The following is a 15,963-nucleotide window of genomic DNA, read 5'->3' as shown; positions in this document are numbered from 1 at the left end:
GCCATTTCCAATGTTTTCTCTATATGTGCAATATTTTTTCGAGGCTGTGTAAATGACCAGTTCTTCAAAGCTGCCGGATCGTTCCTCCCGTCTAGACCGTATCGATCGTCGAATACTGGCGGGGCTACAGCGCGACGCTACTCAGCCCGTAACCGAGCTCGCAGAGCAGGTCGGTCTCTCCATGACACCCTGCTGGCGCAGGATTCAACGCCTGGAGCAGCAAGGGTTCATCAAAAAACGTGTAGCCATCCTCGACAGAACGACACTCAATGCAAAAGTGACAGTGTTCATCATGATCAAAACAAGGGAGCACTCCATTGAATGGATAGATCGTTTCTATCAAGCGACTCGCGACATGACAGAAATTGTTGATATCTATCGGATGAGTGGTGAGGTTGATTACCTGATCCGCGCTTTCTTGCCGGATATCCAAGCCTATGACGTGCTTTATAAAAAAATCATCGGTCAGTTGCCTGTAGCGAACATCACGTCGATGTTTGCAATGGAAGAGATAAAATCAACAAGCGAGGTACCGCTTGATTTTATTCCTGATTAAATCAGCTTCAGAGGCAGCTCTTTGTATCCAAACGAGCTGCCTGGTCTAAACGTTAACTATCGGAATTGGCGATGTTTTTCCTAATTCCGAACCCGGTTGGGCGTACTGCCACAGCAGTGGATAGAATTCTAGGAAATCCGCACTCAGCGGCTCATACAGCCCTGTCAGCTCTTCGTATGCACCCAGCAAACCTTCTGGCTGTGATAGGCGCAGGGCGATGACTTCCAGCCCATGGCCGATCATCGAAAAGTCCCTATACGCGCCAAGCCAATCTTCCGAAATAATCAACGGCGCGACTTGAGCCAAGCGCTCCGGCAACGCGGGCTCGTCCTTCAAAAGTCGGTAGACTTTTTGAGAGAAAACGTCCAAGGGCAGATCGGCGTATAGCTCCCAATCCCGCGCTAAGCAATGGTCGAAGAACATGTCGAGCGCGATTCCCGCATAGCGACGTCTTGCTACAGGGAATCGCCCAAGCGCCCGCCTAACCAATGGATGGGAATCCGTAAACACATCAATTCGGCGATGCAGCCTGATTGCCTCTGCGGTCCGTGCAGAGAAATTTCCTAAAAACGTCCCTTTTACAAAATCCCCATAAAGACTCCCCAGCAGTTGCTGCGGCTCCTGACCGCCTAAGTGGAGATGTGCAAGGTAGTTCATCAGCGACTCCTACTAACTATAGGGCTTTCTGAATGGTCACCCGGAGGATTGATAGAGCTGGGCTCCGCTGTCCGGGATCGGCCCTCGACAGGAGAGCTACCATTCACTAGGTAGTCAATCAATACCCGATTCAAAGCCGCCCAGCAACCCTAGATTTCCAGCTACGTGTCGCCCGCGACCACCTTAAGAATGACAGAATTACGCCGGTTGTCGCTTTTCTCATTGCAAGCCTACCAACTGGATGGTAGCGTATGCGCAGATTCAAAATTAACCCGAACCTACAGGGCGTTAACGCCCACGTGAGAATCCTATGCAAGATTGGAAGCAAACCCGTCAAGACATCAATGCCCGTCTGGTACAGCTGAATAGCATGTCCCCTGAAACCCTGAAGGGCATGGCATCGCTAGGCAATGCTGGTGCGAAAACAAATCACCTTGACGCCAAAACTCGCGAACTGATTTCTCTGGCCGTCGCTGTCACAACCCGCTGTGATGGCTGCATCGCTTTCCACGCTGCGGAAGCCAAAAAGCTCGGCGTAACAACTGAAGAGGTTGCGGAAGCTTTGGGCGTAGCAATCAACATGAACGCAGGGGCTGCGCTGGTCTACAGCACTCATGTGCTGGACGCCTTTGACAAGTCCTGAATCAGACCACGACATTCAACTCTTTAACGACGTCGAGATTAATCATGAATAAGCTGTTCACTCCTTACGATTTGTCAGGCATTGCGCTAAAAAACCGTGTTGTCATGGCGCCGATGACCCGCACCCGTACCCTGAACAACATTCCAAATGAATCCAACGCGCTGTATTACGCGCAACGTGCATCTGCCGGTTTGTTGATCACCGAAGGCCTGCCGATTTCCGACGAGGCTCGCGGCTATCTGTACACCCCTGGCATTTACGAAGATGAGCACTTGCCAGGCTGGCGCAAAGTCACTGAAGCCGTGCATGCCAAGGGCGGTAAGATTTTTGCGCAACTCTGGCACGTTGGCCGCATGTCCCACCTCTCGGTGCATGGCATGGTGCCCGTATCTTCGGGTACGCAGCCGGCAGTTGATACCACTGTGTATGCCTGGATCGAGCCTGGTAAATCCGGCCCGGTACAACCCAGCGCACCACGTGCATTGGAAACTGAGGAAGTGAAACGCGTCATCGCGGACTTCGTGAAATCTGCGCGCATGGCGATGGACGCCGGTTTTGACGGTATCGAAATCATGGCCGCCAACGGGTTCCTGTTCGATCAGTTCCTCAGCAGCGCCCTGAACACTCGTACCGACCAGTACGGTGGCTCCATCGCCAATCGTCAGCGTTTCTTGCTGGAAACCATTGACGCAATTGCTGCCGAAATTGGTGGTTCGAAGATTGGTGTACGGTTCTCGCCGTTTGGCCGTCTCTATGACTTTGGCGTGTATGAAGGCGAGGAAGAAACCTGGATGAGCATGGCGGCTGCGCTTAATGACCGCGAGCTGGCGTTCGTTCACCTTAACTACCAACCGACCATCCTCGCCGCGCAAACACCTCCGGGTTTCGGCGCCGCATTCCGCGAAGTCTACAAAGGCACCTTGATGGCTGCCGGCGGCTTCACCAAAGAGATCGCAGAGGCTGAACTCGCCAAAGGTGAACTCGACCTGATCGCTTTCGGCACCGCCTACATTGCCAACCCTGATCTGGTAGAGCGCATGCAGAACGGCTGGCCATTGGCGGAAGGCGATCGTGCAACCTACTACGGCGTCAGCGATTCGATTGACAAGGGCTACACTGACTATCCGAATTACGTTAACGCAGCTAAACCTGTTCCGGCTAAAGCGTAATTGCTTTAAGGGCACAGCCTATGTGGAGTTTTGCGTGGGCTGGCCTGTCGTAATGCGGAGCCCACCTGTCATGTCCGCTGTAAAAACCGGAAGAACCCGCGTCCCCAAGGTCACGAAGAGATGGGCGTCTTCGACACTGACCCTCAGCCCTTGCATAAATGGAGCACACTATGCCGTTAGTCATTATTAAAGGTATCGAAGGCGTTTTCACGGAAGAACAAAAAGCCGAGGTGATTCATAAAGTTACCGAGGCTATGGTCTCAGTGGAGGGTGAAAACATGCGCGCTCTCACTTGGGTTCTTTTCGAGGAGGTCAAAAGCGGCAGCTGGGGTATTGCCGGAGAGCCCATCACCGCAGAAAAGGTGCTAAAACTACAAGCTGGCGAATAAAACGCTGCCCTGATAATCAAGCCTTTTCTGGATTGGTGCATCTCGTCCCTTGGGACTTGGCATCTTCTCCAGGAAGGGCTTTTTTCATTCAAAATGATTAATTTGCCTCAAAGTGCTTGAATGAGAACCGTCCTTTACGTGGGGTGGGTTCTATTACTCATCGACCTAACGGACCTCCTGGAGGTCATCTTGATTCTTATCATTTACGCTCATCCCTACCCCGAAAAATCACTTGTCAATCAAGCTATGCTCGAACACGTAGCCAGTAATCCGGACGTAGTCGTCCGCTCCCTGTACGACCTTTATCCGGACTTCAATATCGACGTCGAGGCTGAACAGAGAGCGGTCGATCAAGCACAGCTGCTGGTATTGCAACATCCGATGTATTGGTACAGCTCCCCGCCCCTTTTGAAATTATGGATCGATAAAGTACTCACTCACGGCTGGGCATACGGCAAAGGCTCTGTTGCCCTCAAAGATAAGAGTCTGCTGTGGGCCGTCACGACGGGTGGCGAGCACGATCATTTCCAAATAGGCGGCCACCCAAGTTTCTCGGTGTTGGCTCAACCCCTCCACGCAACGGCAATCTATTGCAACATGCGCTGGCTGAACCCGGTCGTGGTGCACGGCGCGTATGCCGCTGTACCCGACGCCCTACACTCACAAATTGAGCACTATTACGCGCGCCTGGCCTCCTGGAAGGAAGATTGATATGGAGACTCACAGTCTGATTGAAATGCTCATTTACTTGGGCTCAGCTGCCTTGATAGTCCCAATCGCCGTTCGGTTAGGACTTGGCCCGGTTCTCGGCTATCTGTTGGCCGGCTGCCTGATCGGCCCGTGGGGCCTGAAGCTGGTAACGGATGTGGAATCCATCCTGCACTTTGCTGAAATCGGCGTAGTTTTGATGTTGTTTATCATTGGGCTCGAACTTGATCCCAAACGCCTTTGGGCCATGCGCCGAATGGTCTTCGGTGGCGGCGCATTGCAGATGCTGGCCTGCGGTGTTGCAATTGCCGTGTTTTGCGCCGCGCTTGGCTTGAACTGGACAGCAGCACTGTTGGTGGGGTTGACGCTGAGTCTATCGTCGACCGCCATCGCCATGCAGGCCATGAACGAGCGAAACATGATCCCGACCGCCGTGGGTCGCAGCAGCTTTGCCGTGCTGTTGTTCCAGGACATCGCGGCGATTCCGCTAGTCGCGATGATTCCATTATTAGCAGCAAATGGTGGTACGCCCTCCGGCGCTGAACTCGCGCTGTCCATCGCAAAAATCGTCGGTGCGATCGTCGCGGTGGTGCTCTTGGGTCAGTACGTTTCCCGGCCCGTTCTGCGCTTTGTCGCGCGCTCGGGCTTGCGCGAAATCTTCAGTGCCGTTGCGTTGTTTCTGGTGTTTGGATTCGGGTTGTTGCTGGAAGAGGCAGGATTGTCGATGGCGATGGGAGCATTTCTCGCCGGAGTCCTGTTAGCCAGCTCAGAATACCGGCACGCGCTGGAAAGTGACATTGAGCCATTCAAGGGGCTGCTACTCGGTTTGTTCTTTATCGGCGTCGGCATGTCGATCGACTTCGGCACGCTGATCAATGCGCCGCTGAAAGTCTTAACGCTAACCTTGGGTTTTATCCTGATCAAGCTGCTGATGATCAAACTCCTGGGTCGCTTCTTGAGTGTCCCTACTGAACAGCGCTCTTGGCAAGCGGTGTTTCTCGGTCAAGGCAGTGAGTTCGCCTTCGTCGTGTTTGGCGCAGCAACGGTTGCCGGCATCCTGGTCGACCCTTGGGGTAAAAGCCTGACCTTGGCAGTAGCACTGTCCATGTGCGTCACACCTCTGCTGATCCTAGTGCTCAATCGCCTGGAGTCCGCAAGTAAACAGGACAATCAGGAAGCGGACACCATCGACCAACGCAATCCTCGGGTAATCATCGCCGGCTTTGGTCGATTCGGCCAAATCTCGGGCCGTCTATTAATGTCCTGTGGCTTTGAAGTAGTGGTGCTGGATCACGATCCCGATCATATCGAGACGTTGCGCAAGTTCGGGGTCAAGGTGTTCTACGGCGACGCGACCCGCCTTGATTTGCTGCATGCCGCCGGAGCGGCTCAAGCAGTTGTGCTGATCAACGCCATCGACAATCAGGACGATAATCTGGCACTGACCCGGCTGGCCCAAGAGCATTTTCCCTCCCTAAAGCTGGTGGTGCGCGCTCGCGATATGGGGCACATCATTACCCTACGGCAGATGGGCGTAGAGGCGGTCGAGCGGGAAACTTTTGAGAGCGCTTTGTCCCTTGGGCGCAAAGCGCTGGAACAACTGGGCGTCGGGCGCTACGAGGCCCGTGAACGCGCAGATCGATTCCGTCGCCTGAATCTGGAAATGCTTGAGGAAATGACCGCGCAGCCCGAGGATGATACCGAGCTCAAGTACGACGCCTACAAACGGGCCAACGCCCTGCTGACGGAAATTTTCAACGAAGATCGAGCTCATCCGATCAATAACTGGCCAGATCAAGGGCGAGCCAAAGCGGAAGAGAAAGATGGCTAAATGAAGGTCGAAAATCTAAAGCCATTCTGAGGTCGGTCTACAGGACGTCCTTTAAGTCAGCCAAGATTGCTTTCTTCAACGCGGCAACCGAACGAGAGCCGGCCAAGACTAAGCGCAACCGCCCCTCGTGAAAAATCGCCAAGGATGGCACTGACCGGATACCGTACATCTGGGAAATCGTCGGCGAAACAGCCACATCAATCCTTCCGAAGGCTGCGCGAGAATGCAGCTTGTCTGCCAGGTCGTGAAAGACCGGTTTGATTTCCTGGCATGGTTTGCACCAAGACGCCGAAAACAGCACGACGCTGCTACCTTTTGCAACGAATCTGGCGAACTGTTCGGCCTTCAAGTCTACGATACGGTTCATTTACACCTCACTCACACGCCACTCCAAATCCAGAGATTGCAGCACCAACAGGTGCCGCAAAGTCTGTAGCATCAATTACATCCATCAAGACCGCAGACTTGACCACTGAACGACTCATCCTCATCCTTTGATTCCAAATACATTTGATTCAGTGCCTGGAGAAAAGCCTCCTGAGGCTGAGCACCCGAAACAGAAAACGAATTATTGAACACAAAAAATGGAACGCCTGAGCCAAACTGGGCCGCCGCGCGCTCGTCTTTCTGCATCTGAAGGCGCAGATCCGGGGATGACCACGCGAGTCGAATCGACTCGTCAGATACCCCTACAGACTTCGCTATCGTCTCTAAACTATTTCTTTCAAAAAGCGACTTACCCTGGGTGGTACTTTGCTCATACAGCGCTTCCACCAGGTTTTTCTTCACCGCTTCATCTTCAACTGCTTTGACCAATACGTGCGCATCTGCAGTATCGCCAAATAGCATGGTTTCAAAACGGTAATCAAGCCCCGAAGACTGGCCATACTGCTTCACCGTAGTCATCATGGTTACAGCAGCGCCAGGGCTACCCAATTTACGTTTGAGGGCGTCTACCATAGGCTCAGCAACGTGGTTCGGGGCAAGACGGTAAGCTCTAACGTTGACTTGAACGCTGTCCTTGTGAGGGAAGCTTTCAAGCGCTTTATCAAAACGACGCTTAGCGACCCAGCACCAAGGACAGACGTAATCAGACCAAATATCTACTACGAATTTCTTCGAAACACTGCTCATAAATCACTCTGTTTGAAAGGAAATAAAAGAAGTCGTCGCTATTGAGGGAAGGCTAAAAGCGACTGTTAACAACTCTGTTGATGCCCACTGGTATGTTTGATCTCACGAGCGGCCATTACGGCTGATCGCTCCACCGATTCGAGCAAGCAGTCGAACCCAGCTAAGGGATCTGCCGATCTGCCCAATGTCCAATCAATGAGACTCGCGCCCTCTAATGCGCTCAACAGCATGAATGCATAGGATTGAGCGGGCCTGGCCAGTAACCAGCCTTTCTGAACAGCCGCCTCACTGATGGTTCTCTGGAGCCAGTCAAGTTGCGTCTCGAAAAATACTCGAGTAAGCACTTGAAGCGATAAAGGCAGTGCTGCCATTTCCGCCGCCAGTGCGCCACACAACGGTAGAAGCCCTTCATTCGCACTGATGACGAAAAGACGGGAAAACGCTCGAAGCCGCATCAAAGGATCCTCATCAGCGTCTTCAATTGACCTAATGGTCGTTTCGAAGCGATTGATAGAGTCCTTTATCAACTCTTGACCGAGACACTCTTTGGTAGGAAAGTGGTGATGAATGCTGGCTTTTCTAATACCAATCGTCGCGGCTAGATCAGCATAACTAAATGCCGAGTAGCCTTTAGACCTCATTTGGTTTTCCGCGACTTTTAACAGCGCTGCTCTTGTCGAAACTGACATTGAAAACTCCTGCGGCTAGTCTTCAGCCGCCCTACACCAAAAGCTGGCAAGCTGCTGCCAGCTGGGCCAGTTCGAATGGCCTTGGATAAACGTTTGAGCCATTACATACACCTCCCAGCACTCTTGGTGATGGAATGGAAGTCGACTCAGGCGACTTCCATCAGACAGCGTTAGCTGAACTCAGGCACGAACGGCCATAATTCCCGCATCCACGTCCCAGATCGCTCCGGTCACCCAGGATGTCTTGTCCGACAGCAGGAACACGATGGTGTTGGCCACATCCTCCGGAACACCAACTCGGCCCAGTGGATGGAAATCGTTCAGCGACTTCATCGCTTCCGGGATCGCCTCTTTGTCCATGAACCCTTCATAGATCGAGGTGTGAACGATCCCTGGCGAGACGGCGTTGACGCGGATACCCGAGTGAGCCAATTCAATTGCCAGGTTGCGTGTCAGCGCGTGCAGACCTGCCTTCGCCATGGAGTAGGCAGAGGCCGGCGAACCAGCCAATGCGGCCTGTGCACCGATGGAGCCGACGTTGACAATTGACCCTTCGCGCTTGGCGGCGAGCATGTTCTTGACTACGGCCTGAGTGATGAAGAACGTCGCACGGTTGAGAGACAGGTACATGTCGTACTCAGCCTCGTCGTGCTCGGTGAAGGCTTTGGGAATGAATATGCCAGCGGAGTTCACCATCAGGCTGATATCGCTATGGTTGGCATTGATTTCGTTGCGAACGAAATTCATGCCCTCTTCAGTCATGAGGTTAGCGACTATCACGGAAACCGGGCCCAGCACGCTCAACTCGCCACGGATGGCGTCTGCCTTGTCTTGCTTGCTGCCTGTCAACACCACGCTGCCACCCGCTTTCAGCACCATGCGGGCCGTTTCCAGACCCATACCACTGGTGCCACCTACAACAAGCAGTTTCTTACCTTTGAAAAAATCGTTCATTTCATACTCCAGTTAACTTAATTTCCAAAAATTGCAGCGCCAGAGATCATTCGTCTGCTGGCGCTCTTAGGGTTCAGAGAGTCAAACCCGATGAAAATCAGTCCTCACGAACCTCGAGGGTCGGCACCATACGAATGGCTTTCGAGAAGTTGGCGTAGTTGACCGACGTCTTGAGTACATTCTTGTGCAGCTCTTCCACACGTTCACGGGGCGCATCGGTGTGCAGGCGAACGACGAAGCTCACTTCGTCGTAGCCTGGGTTCACGCTCTCGTCGAGACCCAAGAAACCACGCAGGTCGAGGGTACCGTCCGTCTCAATTTCCAGACTGTGGATCTTGATACCCATCATGGCGGCGTTGGCCGCATAGCCGACCGACATGCAAGCGTTGAGAGCGGCCATCAGCAGTTCTTGAGGGTTAGGCGCACTGTTCTGGCCCAGCAACTCATTTGGCTCATCGGCGGCGATTTCGAAATCACGGGAATAGGTCTCACCGGCGAGGCTGTAGCGACTGACTTTGGCCACAGAGCGCGTCTGGCCTTTCCACTGAGTCTTGACGTTAAAGCTGGCGTGGCGCTTGCCCGCATCCTCGGCAACACCTTGGGCAAACTGCTGCAGGGCGGCTACGTCAATACCGTTCAGGTTATTTGTCATTTGGTAAGTCCTCTGTGCAACGCATTTTTGCGCGTGGATTGATGTTCGACTAAACAACTCTACCAACTGGTAGGTATGGATGCAATAAAATTTTTAGATTTTGCCTGACGCACCAGAGCCGGCAAGGAGTAACCTACTCACAAGCCTGGTAAACATAGCGCACAGCTAGGCACTGTCTATCCGAATGGACGGACGGCAAAACGCCTATGAGTAGGATGGCTTAAACCAAAGAAAGGCTATTACGCTCTAAACCTTTACTAGGTTTAAAAATTTTTTCGAAAAGGTATCAGGGAGAGCAGTCATGAACCGTAAAATTGCTTCAGGTCTTTTTTTATCAGCAATTGGAATATACATCGCAGGGCCTCAAGCGTCGTTACGTACAGAGGCGCAAGAACTGCCCACCGCAAGCTCTGTATCGATTGTCGATATCCAAGCCAAACCTACCGCCATCGCATCTGATGGTGCTGATCCTGTCGGCACCGACGCATTAGCACGAAGTGGTGCTGAGCATGGCACGGGCCAGGTGGCCGCTGACGGTGCCGATCACGTCGGGGCAAAAGGTGTCGCCGCTGACGGTGCCGATCATGTCGGGGCAAAAGACCTGGCTGCAGACGGTGCCGATCATGTCGGGGCAAAAGGTGTCGCCGCTGACGGTGCCGATCATGTCGGGGCAAAAGGTCTTGCCGCTGACGGTGCCGATCATGTGGGAGCAAAAGGTCTAGCCGCTGACGGTGCCGATCATGTGGGAGCAAAAGGTCTAGCCGCTGATGGCTCGGATCGCGTGGGTAAAAATCAAGTGGCTTCCAAAGAAACAAAGATTCGGATCGGTGGTATTGGCTCCGATGCAGTGGCTTCACTTAGGTAGCTGGTCAATCTAAGGGAGTAGGCAGTGAATCCTATGGATATGTATCTCTAAAGGTCGCAGTGGGAATGGCGGTTAGCTGCCATCTCCCCGCTGATCCGCGCGGAACTACCGCATACGGCTCCTCGCCTCAGTGACGCGAAGTGTTCCTCTGAGTAAGGATGTGTACTTCTAGTTTTGGGGGCTTTCCTGCCTTCATAGACGACATGCCGGAGACCGAAACCGCCAAGACGTATGAGGTTTCCTGTTGCCGCGTGATAATGGGAATATTCCCCTCCAACCTGGTACAACCCAACGGAAAACTCGGTCAGCTGTGCCGTCGAAGCGTTAACGGGATAATCAGTCTTGGCTAGGTGTGGTACTCATTGCGCCAGGAAATGTAGCGTCTGCCATTGCGTTCACTCACTACACTGCCGCCCGCGTAAAGTGCGCCCCACGGAGGAGCGGCACTATAGAATAGAATCCTGAGCGCGAGTTACGAAACGATAATAGTTTGCAAAATCAAATTAAACCCAGACTGATCAACCACCTTGTCGCCAAGGGCCCAGGAAACAAAACTGCTGCCTTCAAGCAAGCTCAAGATCGCTCTTGAAACCTCTTTCGGATTGAGATCTGCCTTAATGACTTTTTGGGATTGACCTATGACTAGATTACTTTCTAACCAAGAAATATGAATCTCAAAAAACTTCTTGGTCAACTCTTTAAGGCTTTCTGGCAGCGCAGATAGCTCAGCTGCAAGTGCACCGCAAAGTGGCAGCATGCCATTATCCGAGCTATCGACAAAAAGCTCGGCAAATGCTTTTAACCGAGCGACTACATCATGACTCTCTTCGTTTATTGATTCTAGATTCTTGGAAAATCTGAATAGATAACTCTCAATAACAGCGATTCCGAGCCCTTCCTTTGTAGGGAAGTGATGATGAATGCTCGCCTTTTTTATGCCAATTTCGTCAGCCAGATCGGCATAGCTAAATGCAGCGTAGCCTTTGGTGCGCAGCAATAACTCGGCGGTGGTTAAAAGGTCGGAACGCGTACTCATAAAGCTTACCTAGAGTTTTTAATGAATGCATATTAACTGCCTTAAGGCAACAGTTCAACTCTAGAGATGAGAGGACGCTGTAAAACGACCTCTCATCTCTATTAAGCTAGGCCCCTACGTGGCTAGGATCGCTTTCAATTGCTTCCGAACCTTTAGCTTTGGAACGGACGGCCTTCGACCAACCCAGCATCAGTGCTCCAGCGACTAACGGTATAGAAAGAACGGTGTAAGTTCCGTTGGGATAATCGAACGCCAAGAGAACCAATACCACAAGCAAGAAAGCAAGAGTTAGCCAAGAGGTGAACGGCGCTCCAGGCATTCTAAATGAGACCATTTCGACCTCACCTCTTTTTACAGCACGACGGTAATTTATTTGCGATAGAACAATGAATGCCCAAGTCGAAAGAATTCCCAGCGATACTAAGTTCAGCAAGAGCTCAAATAATTGCGATGGAATCAAGAAGTTTAGTACAACACCAAATACGTTAATCCCCATGGTGACCAAGATTCCCATATAGGGTACCCCTTGGCTGCTCATTCGTTTAAACATTTTTGGCGCTGACCCGCCCATGGCAAGCGATCTCAATACACGCCCAGTGGCGTATAAACCTGAATTGAGACTTGAGAGCGCCGCTGTCATCACAACGATATTCATAACGGAGCCAATACCAGGTACACCAAGTGCTTCAAAAAAAGTTACAAAAGGACTGATGTTAGCGCTATAGGCAGTCCAGGGGAGTACGGTAACAAGCAAAAATACCGAACCCACGTAGAACAAACCTATTCTCCAGATCACACCATTAATGGCTTTTGGGATAACACTTCTAGCATCCGTCGTCTCGCCAGCGGCAGTCCCCACCAACTCTATACTCGCATAAGCAAAGATGACGCCTTGCACGATGATGATTGCTGGCAAAAGCCCATGTGGAAATATCCCCCCGTTATCCGTGATCAAATGCAAGCCCGGAATATGTCCTGCCACCTCATGGCCAGTAGCAAAAAAGAACGACCCGATCACCAAAAAAATACTGATAGCGGCGACCTTTATCACGGCGAACCAGAACTCCATTTCACCAAACCATTTGACACCGACCATGTTCATCAATGTCACTACACCCAAAGCACTTAGCGCGAATACCCACTGAGGAACATCCGAAAACACACTCCAATACTTCATATAAATAGCAATGGCGGTTATATCAACAACGCCTGTTAACGCCCAAACTACAAAATACATCCATCCTGCAACGAAAGAGGCACGCTCACCCATAAACTCCCTGGTGTAAGATACAAAACTTCCACTGCTTGGACGGTGCATCACTAGCTCACCCAGCGCCCTCAAAATGAAAAAGGCAAATATCCCACAAACCAAATAAATCACCGCAAGTGCAGGCCCCGCAATTTGCAGTCTGGCCCCTGCCCCCAGGAACAGACCTGTACCGATGGCTCCACCTAGCGCCATCATTTGTACATGACGTTTCTTTAAATGCTTTGAATATCCGCTTTCATGGGAATCAAGCCAGTTCGATTTATCTTTTAGTTCGTTGCCGCACTGAACTGCTGAGAGAGTTTGTATTTTTTGTTTTTTCATGTTCCACCCAAGCGATTAATTTGCAGTTTTTGTTCTTACCCCTTGCAAACTTAACTTTCTTCTTCCCATTCCAAGCGGGAAGTGCGAGAGAAGCCTTGAGCTCCCATGTCGTCAAAGACACTAAACCTCTCCTGCTCAACGCCACAGCACGCTCAGATCATCGCTTCTCGATCGACCAGGTAGCGAAACCCCAAGACACAAAAAACCTACCATTCACATGGTAGCCATGCAAACTCTATTTTTTAATTATTTACAATATGTTGTTTTTGAAAGGATTTTTGTTACACGCCAACCTTGTAGTAGACATTTAACAAAAATGGCACTTTAATCTGGAATCTGCGGTAGCTAGTGCGTAGCCAAATCTCACCAAACGCAAGGATTGGAAGCCGGTATGAAAAAATATAAAAACGTACAAACCCTACTCGCCCACGCTTCTATCGAGCCTGATCAGCATCATGGCTTCGTGAATACACCGGTTTACCGGGGTTCCACTGTGGCGTTCCCTACGTGTGAGTCGATGCGCGAGGGACGCCAAAAATATACGTATGGCCGTTGGAACAACCCTTCGACGGAAGCATTGACTCAGGCCCTCCAGCAGCTGGAGGGAGCGGAAGGCACGGTTCTTTGCCCCTCAGGGCTCTCCGCATGTACGACTGCCATACTGTCGGTGGTGGGAGCTGGGGATCACCTACTTATTGCCGACAACGTGTATTCGCCGATAAGGGCTTTTTGTGAGCAGGTGGGTCAACGCCTTGGAATCGAGGTCTCGTTTTACGACCCGACAATTGGTGCCGGTATCGTAGATTTCCTCAAACCAAACACTAAAGCCATCTATACCGAATCTCCTGGCTCCTTGACTCTGGAAATACAAGACATCCCTGCGATAGCCAAGGTTGCCCATGAGCATGACATCCTGGTTATTGCAGACAACACTTGGGGTACCCCGCTTTACTTTCCATCACTGGAACTCGGTGTCGATCTATCCATCATGGCCGCAACGAAATATATCGTCGGTCACTCGGATGCCGTTCTTGGCACCGTATCAGCCTCCAAGCGAGCGTGGGATAGCCTCAAGCAATTCCATTTCAACATGGGCCTGTTTGCTAGTCCAGATGACGTGACGCTGGCGCTTCGAGGGATGAGGACGCTAGATGTGCGACTGGAACGTCATTACAAAAACGCTACGATTGTCGCCAAGTGGCTGGAGACACGCGAGGAAGTGGAAGCAGTTTATTATCCTGCATTAGAGTCTCACCCTCAGCACCAGTTATGGAAAAGGGATTTTAAAGGAGCATCAGGTTTACTGTCCTTCGTGACCAAACCTTCCACACAAGCAGCGGCAGATGCACTCTTGGATAGCCTATCGTTGTTTTCAATTGGCTACTCTTGGGGCGGTTTTGAAAGCTTGGCGATGATCGCAGATCCCAAACCCGTCAGAACTGCGACGTCTTGGGAAATTGATGGGCACCTTGTGCGGCTGCATATTGGTCTTGAAGACCCATCTGATCTGATCGAAGACCTCGAACAGGGCTTTGCGAAATCCAATAGGTTACGCGGCTAATCTTCAAGCTAATTATGCACAGTCCTTAATTGGGCTGTGCTTGCTTGTCCGCCCGAAGGTATTATCTCAAGATAAACATCTTCGACACTGCTCGTCGATAAGACTCATCTATTTCCTTCTAACACTTGAATTCGACGATAAAGCGTTCGTTCACTAATCCCCAATTCTTTGGCTAAATCTGCTCGTGACCCCTCGAACCCATTAAGCACCTGGGCAAGGTTTTTTAGGAACTTGCTATTTTTATTAGTTTTTTTGTACTGGGAGACGTGACCAGTCACATTCGTAGGCAAATCTCTTTCCCGTATAATCCCGTCCTCACTGAACAGACGCGCCCGTTCAAGAATATTTTTTAGCTCCCTGATATTCCCCCGAAATGAATACAGCGAGAGGCGCTTCAATGCTTCCTCGTCAATCTCAGCCCGACTGCTAGGTGCAATTCGTTTTAGATGACTTTCTATCAGCAGCGGCAAATCGTCTATACGCTCTCTCAACGGCGGAAGCGTTATAGGGAAAGCACTGATTCTGTAGTAGAGGTCTTCGCGAAAAGTGCCAAGTTCAACCATATCCTTCAAAGGCTTATGAGTTGCAACAACGAGACGGAAATCGGAATGGATCGTCCGTAAACTACCCACAGGTCTAAAACTGCCCGATTCAATTAGACGCAACAATTTGACTTGCATGGAGAGAGGCACATCGCCTATTTCGTCCAGAAAAAGCGTACCGCCATGCGCAGCCTCTGCAAGCCCAATTTTCTTACTGAGCGCGCCTGTGAATGCTCCTTTTTCATGGCCAAATAATTCACTCTCGAACAGCGACTCTGAAAGGCCAGTGCAGTCGACTACAACCAGAGGTGCCTTTGAGCGCGGACTACCCATATGGAGTGCCCTAGCGAACAGCTCTTTACCGGTTCCCGACTCCCCCTGCAAAAGAACGGGGATCGGGGAAGGCGCCGCTCGCTGCAGCGCGCTCAACGCCTGTTTAAAAGACGGCGACACGCCCACTAGCCCCTGCTTTTGCGGCTGCGCAGACGCTATGTCTACGGTGATCAATCTTTCAACGTAAGCAACCACCTGGCCCTGGCGATCCAAAATGGGACGGAGCTCAACATCAACGTGTTCTGGCCCCCGGGGAGTGTGGTGAATATGCAGTACCCTTTCCGCAGCATGGCTATCAAAGGCCTTTCGCATTGGACAAAGCTCACCCGCCTGATCGCAGGGAACGGCATAGCCATGCGAAACCTTGAAGCATTTGGAGCCAACGTGTGGTTTTCCCTCAACACCAAAATGCCTTTGATAGGCCTTGTTGGAGGCAATGACGTTGTACTCGACATCCAGGACGATGGTGGGTCGATCGTCATGCTCAAGGTAAGAAATCAACGCTTGAACATCTACATTGCTCGAAGCGATTAGCCCACTACTCATAATCTTCTCCCGAACAGTATTCCTGCTGCCAGATACTGCCACAGACTGCCATATGACTGCCAAAATAAATGGCAGATATGAATCTCTGGATATCGGACACCCCGCAA

Annotated in this window: 17 protein-coding genes; 8 read left to right on the top strand and 9 right to left on the bottom strand. The window is 51.4% G+C overall.

Annotated features, from left to right (window positions below; genetic code table 11):
- Positions 1 to 52 precede the first annotated feature (52 nt).
- Positions 53 to 556 (top strand): Lrp/AsnC family transcriptional regulator, encoded by a 504-nt coding sequence (locus tag LOY35_RS11275; protein ID WP_008015727.1) that lies wholly within the window; start codon positions 53 to 55, stop codon positions 554 to 556.
- Positions 557 to 601: 45 nt separating this feature from the next.
- Here LOY35_RS11275 and LOY35_RS11270 read toward each other — a convergent pair whose 3' ends face one another.
- Positions 602 to 1,213 (bottom strand): ACP phosphodiesterase, encoded by a 612-nt coding sequence (locus tag LOY35_RS11270; protein WP_258632514.1) that lies wholly within the window; start codon positions 1,211 to 1,213, stop codon positions 602 to 604.
- A gap of 310 nt (positions 1,214 to 1,523) precedes the next feature.
- Here LOY35_RS11270 and LOY35_RS11265 point away from each other — a divergent pair, with 310 nt between their 5' ends.
- The 5 genes from LOY35_RS11265 (at position 1,524) to kefC (ending at position 5,953) form a co-directional block, all read left to right on the top strand.
- On the top strand, positions 1,524 to 1,856 hold the full coding sequence (locus tag LOY35_RS11265; RefSeq protein WP_258632512.1) for a carboxymuconolactone decarboxylase family protein: 333 nt from the start codon (positions 1,524 to 1,526) through the stop codon (positions 1,854 to 1,856).
- A gap of 44 nt (positions 1,857 to 1,900) precedes the next feature.
- Positions 1,901 to 3,025: an alkene reductase gene (locus tag LOY35_RS11260; RefSeq protein ID WP_258632510.1), complete on the top strand. Its 1,125-nt coding sequence runs from the start codon at positions 1,901 to 1,903 to the stop codon at positions 3,023 to 3,025.
- A 170-nt stretch (positions 3,026 to 3,195) separates the two neighbouring features.
- Positions 3,196 to 3,414, top strand: a complete 219-nt coding sequence (locus LOY35_RS11255; protein ID WP_258632508.1) for a 4-oxalocrotonate tautomerase family protein — start codon at positions 3,196 to 3,198, stop codon at positions 3,412 to 3,414.
- A 189-nt stretch (positions 3,415 to 3,603) separates the two neighbouring features.
- Entirely contained in the window at positions 3,604 to 4,125 is a 522-nt protein-coding gene (kefF, locus tag LOY35_RS11250) for a glutathione-regulated potassium-efflux system oxidoreductase KefF (RefSeq protein WP_258632506.1), read from the top strand.
- Position 4,126: 1 nt separating this feature from the next.
- Positions 4,127 to 5,953, top strand: coding sequence for a glutathione-regulated potassium-efflux system protein KefC (kefC, locus tag LOY35_RS11245; RefSeq protein WP_258632505.1), 1,827 nt, complete (start codon positions 4,127 to 4,129; stop codon positions 5,951 to 5,953).
- A gap of 37 nt (positions 5,954 to 5,990) precedes the next feature.
- Here kefC and LOY35_RS11240 read toward each other — a convergent pair whose 3' ends face one another.
- The 5 genes from LOY35_RS11240 to LOY35_RS11220 all read right to left on the bottom strand — a co-directional run bounded on the left by LOY35_RS11240 (position 5,991) and on the right by LOY35_RS11220 (position 9,382).
- A complete protein-coding gene (locus LOY35_RS11240; RefSeq protein WP_258632503.1) occupies positions 5,991 to 6,320 on the bottom strand; it encodes a co-chaperone YbbN in 330 nt (109 codons plus the stop codon).
- A gap of 71 nt (positions 6,321 to 6,391) precedes the next feature.
- Positions 6,392 to 7,087, bottom strand: a complete 696-nt coding sequence (locus LOY35_RS11235; RefSeq protein WP_258632501.1) for a DsbA family oxidoreductase — start codon at positions 7,085 to 7,087, stop codon at positions 6,392 to 6,394.
- A 65-nt stretch (positions 7,088 to 7,152) separates the two neighbouring features.
- A complete protein-coding gene (locus LOY35_RS11230; protein WP_258632499.1) occupies positions 7,153 to 7,776 on the bottom strand; it encodes a TetR/AcrR family transcriptional regulator in 624 nt (207 codons plus the stop codon).
- A 180-nt stretch (positions 7,777 to 7,956) separates the two neighbouring features.
- Entirely contained in the window at positions 7,957 to 8,730 is a 774-nt protein-coding gene (locus LOY35_RS11225; protein WP_258632497.1) for an SDR family NAD(P)-dependent oxidoreductase, read from the bottom strand.
- A gap of 97 nt (positions 8,731 to 8,827) precedes the next feature.
- Positions 8,828 to 9,382, bottom strand: a complete 555-nt coding sequence (locus LOY35_RS11220; protein ID WP_258632495.1) for an OsmC family protein — start codon at positions 9,380 to 9,382, stop codon at positions 8,828 to 8,830.
- 394 nt (positions 9,383 to 9,776) lie between these two features.
- On the opposite strand from LOY35_RS11220, the gene LOY35_RS28535 reads away from it, so the two are divergent.
- Entirely contained in the window at positions 9,777 to 10,247 is a 471-nt protein-coding gene (locus LOY35_RS28535) for a hypothetical protein (protein ID WP_408981253.1), read from the top strand.
- A gap of 472 nt (positions 10,248 to 10,719) precedes the next feature.
- Here the strand turns inward: LOY35_RS28535 and LOY35_RS11210 are convergent, their stop codons facing one another.
- Both LOY35_RS11210 and LOY35_RS11205 read right to left on the bottom strand, forming a co-directional pair.
- The gene (locus tag LOY35_RS11210; protein WP_258632491.1) at positions 10,720 to 11,283 is read right to left on the bottom strand and encodes a TetR/AcrR family transcriptional regulator; all 564 of its coding nucleotides are present in this window, start codon (positions 11,281 to 11,283) and stop codon (positions 10,720 to 10,722) included.
- Positions 11,284 to 11,389: 106 nt separating this feature from the next.
- Positions 11,390 to 12,874, bottom strand: coding sequence for an amino acid permease (locus tag LOY35_RS11205; protein ID WP_258632489.1), 1,485 nt, complete (start codon positions 12,872 to 12,874; stop codon positions 11,390 to 11,392).
- Between the two features lie 391 nt (positions 12,875 to 13,265).
- Between LOY35_RS11205 and metC the strand changes: the two genes are divergently transcribed.
- Positions 13,266 to 14,435, top strand: a complete 1,170-nt coding sequence (gene metC, locus LOY35_RS11200; RefSeq protein ID WP_258632487.1) for a cystathionine beta-lyase — start codon at positions 13,266 to 13,268, stop codon at positions 14,433 to 14,435.
- A 104-nt stretch (positions 14,436 to 14,539) separates the two neighbouring features.
- On the opposite strand, the gene LOY35_RS11195 is transcribed toward metC, so the two are convergent.
- Positions 14,540 to 15,856: a sigma-54-dependent Fis family transcriptional regulator gene (locus tag LOY35_RS11195; protein ID WP_258632485.1), complete on the bottom strand. Its 1,317-nt coding sequence runs from the start codon at positions 15,854 to 15,856 to the stop codon at positions 14,540 to 14,542.
- Positions 15,857 to 15,963 lie beyond the last annotated feature (107 nt).

This window comes from Pseudomonas sp. B21-028 (genome assembly GCF_024749045.1).
Classification (GTDB): domain Bacteria; phylum Pseudomonadota; class Gammaproteobacteria; order Pseudomonadales; family Pseudomonadaceae; genus Aquipseudomonas.
Note: the sequence above shows the minus strand (reverse complement) of the source record. Positions and strands in the feature narration are given on the sequence as shown.

Coding starts and splice junctions, on each gene's coding strand:
- LOY35_RS11195 (WP_258632485.1), bottom strand. CDS start 15,856: ATGAGTAGTGGGCTAATCGCTTCGAGCAATGTAGATGTTCAAGCGTTG.
- kefC (WP_258632505.1), top strand. CDS start 4,127: ATGGAGACTCACAGTCTGATTGAAATGCTCATTTACTTGGGCTCAGCT.
- LOY35_RS11255 (WP_258632508.1), top strand. CDS start 3,196: ATGCCGTTAGTCATTATTAAAGGTATCGAAGGCGTTTTCACGGAAGAA.
- LOY35_RS11260 (WP_258632510.1), top strand. CDS start 1,901: ATGAATAAGCTGTTCACTCCTTACGATTTGTCAGGCATTGCGCTAAAA.
- LOY35_RS11205 (WP_258632489.1), bottom strand. CDS start 12,874: ATGAAAAAACAAAAAATACAAACTCTCTCAGCAGTTCAGTGCGGCAAC.
- LOY35_RS11220 (WP_258632495.1), bottom strand. CDS start 9,382: ATGACAAATAACCTGAACGGTATTGACGTAGCCGCCCTGCAGCAGTTT.
- LOY35_RS11230 (WP_258632499.1), bottom strand. CDS start 7,776: ATGTCAGTTTCGACAAGAGCAGCGCTGTTAAAAGTCGCGGAAAACCAA.
- LOY35_RS11265 (WP_258632512.1), top strand. CDS start 1,524: ATGCAAGATTGGAAGCAAACCCGTCAAGACATCAATGCCCGTCTGGTA.
- LOY35_RS11275 (WP_008015727.1), top strand. CDS start 53: ATGACCAGTTCTTCAAAGCTGCCGGATCGTTCCTCCCGTCTAGACCGT.
- LOY35_RS11240 (WP_258632503.1), bottom strand. CDS start 6,320: ATGAACCGTATCGTAGACTTGAAGGCCGAACAGTTCGCCAGATTCGTT.
- LOY35_RS11225 (WP_258632497.1), bottom strand. CDS start 8,730: ATGAACGATTTTTTCAAAGGTAAGAAACTGCTTGTTGTAGGTGGCACC.
- metC (WP_258632487.1), top strand. CDS start 13,266: ATGAAAAAATATAAAAACGTACAAACCCTACTCGCCCACGCTTCTATC.
- LOY35_RS11210 (WP_258632491.1), bottom strand. CDS start 11,283: ATGAGTACGCGTTCCGACCTTTTAACCACCGCCGAGTTATTGCTGCGC.
- LOY35_RS11235 (WP_258632501.1), bottom strand. CDS start 7,087: ATGAGCAGTGTTTCGAAGAAATTCGTAGTAGATATTTGGTCTGATTAC.
- LOY35_RS11270 (WP_258632514.1), bottom strand. CDS start 1,213: ATGAACTACCTTGCACATCTCCACTTAGGCGGTCAGGAGCCGCAGCAA.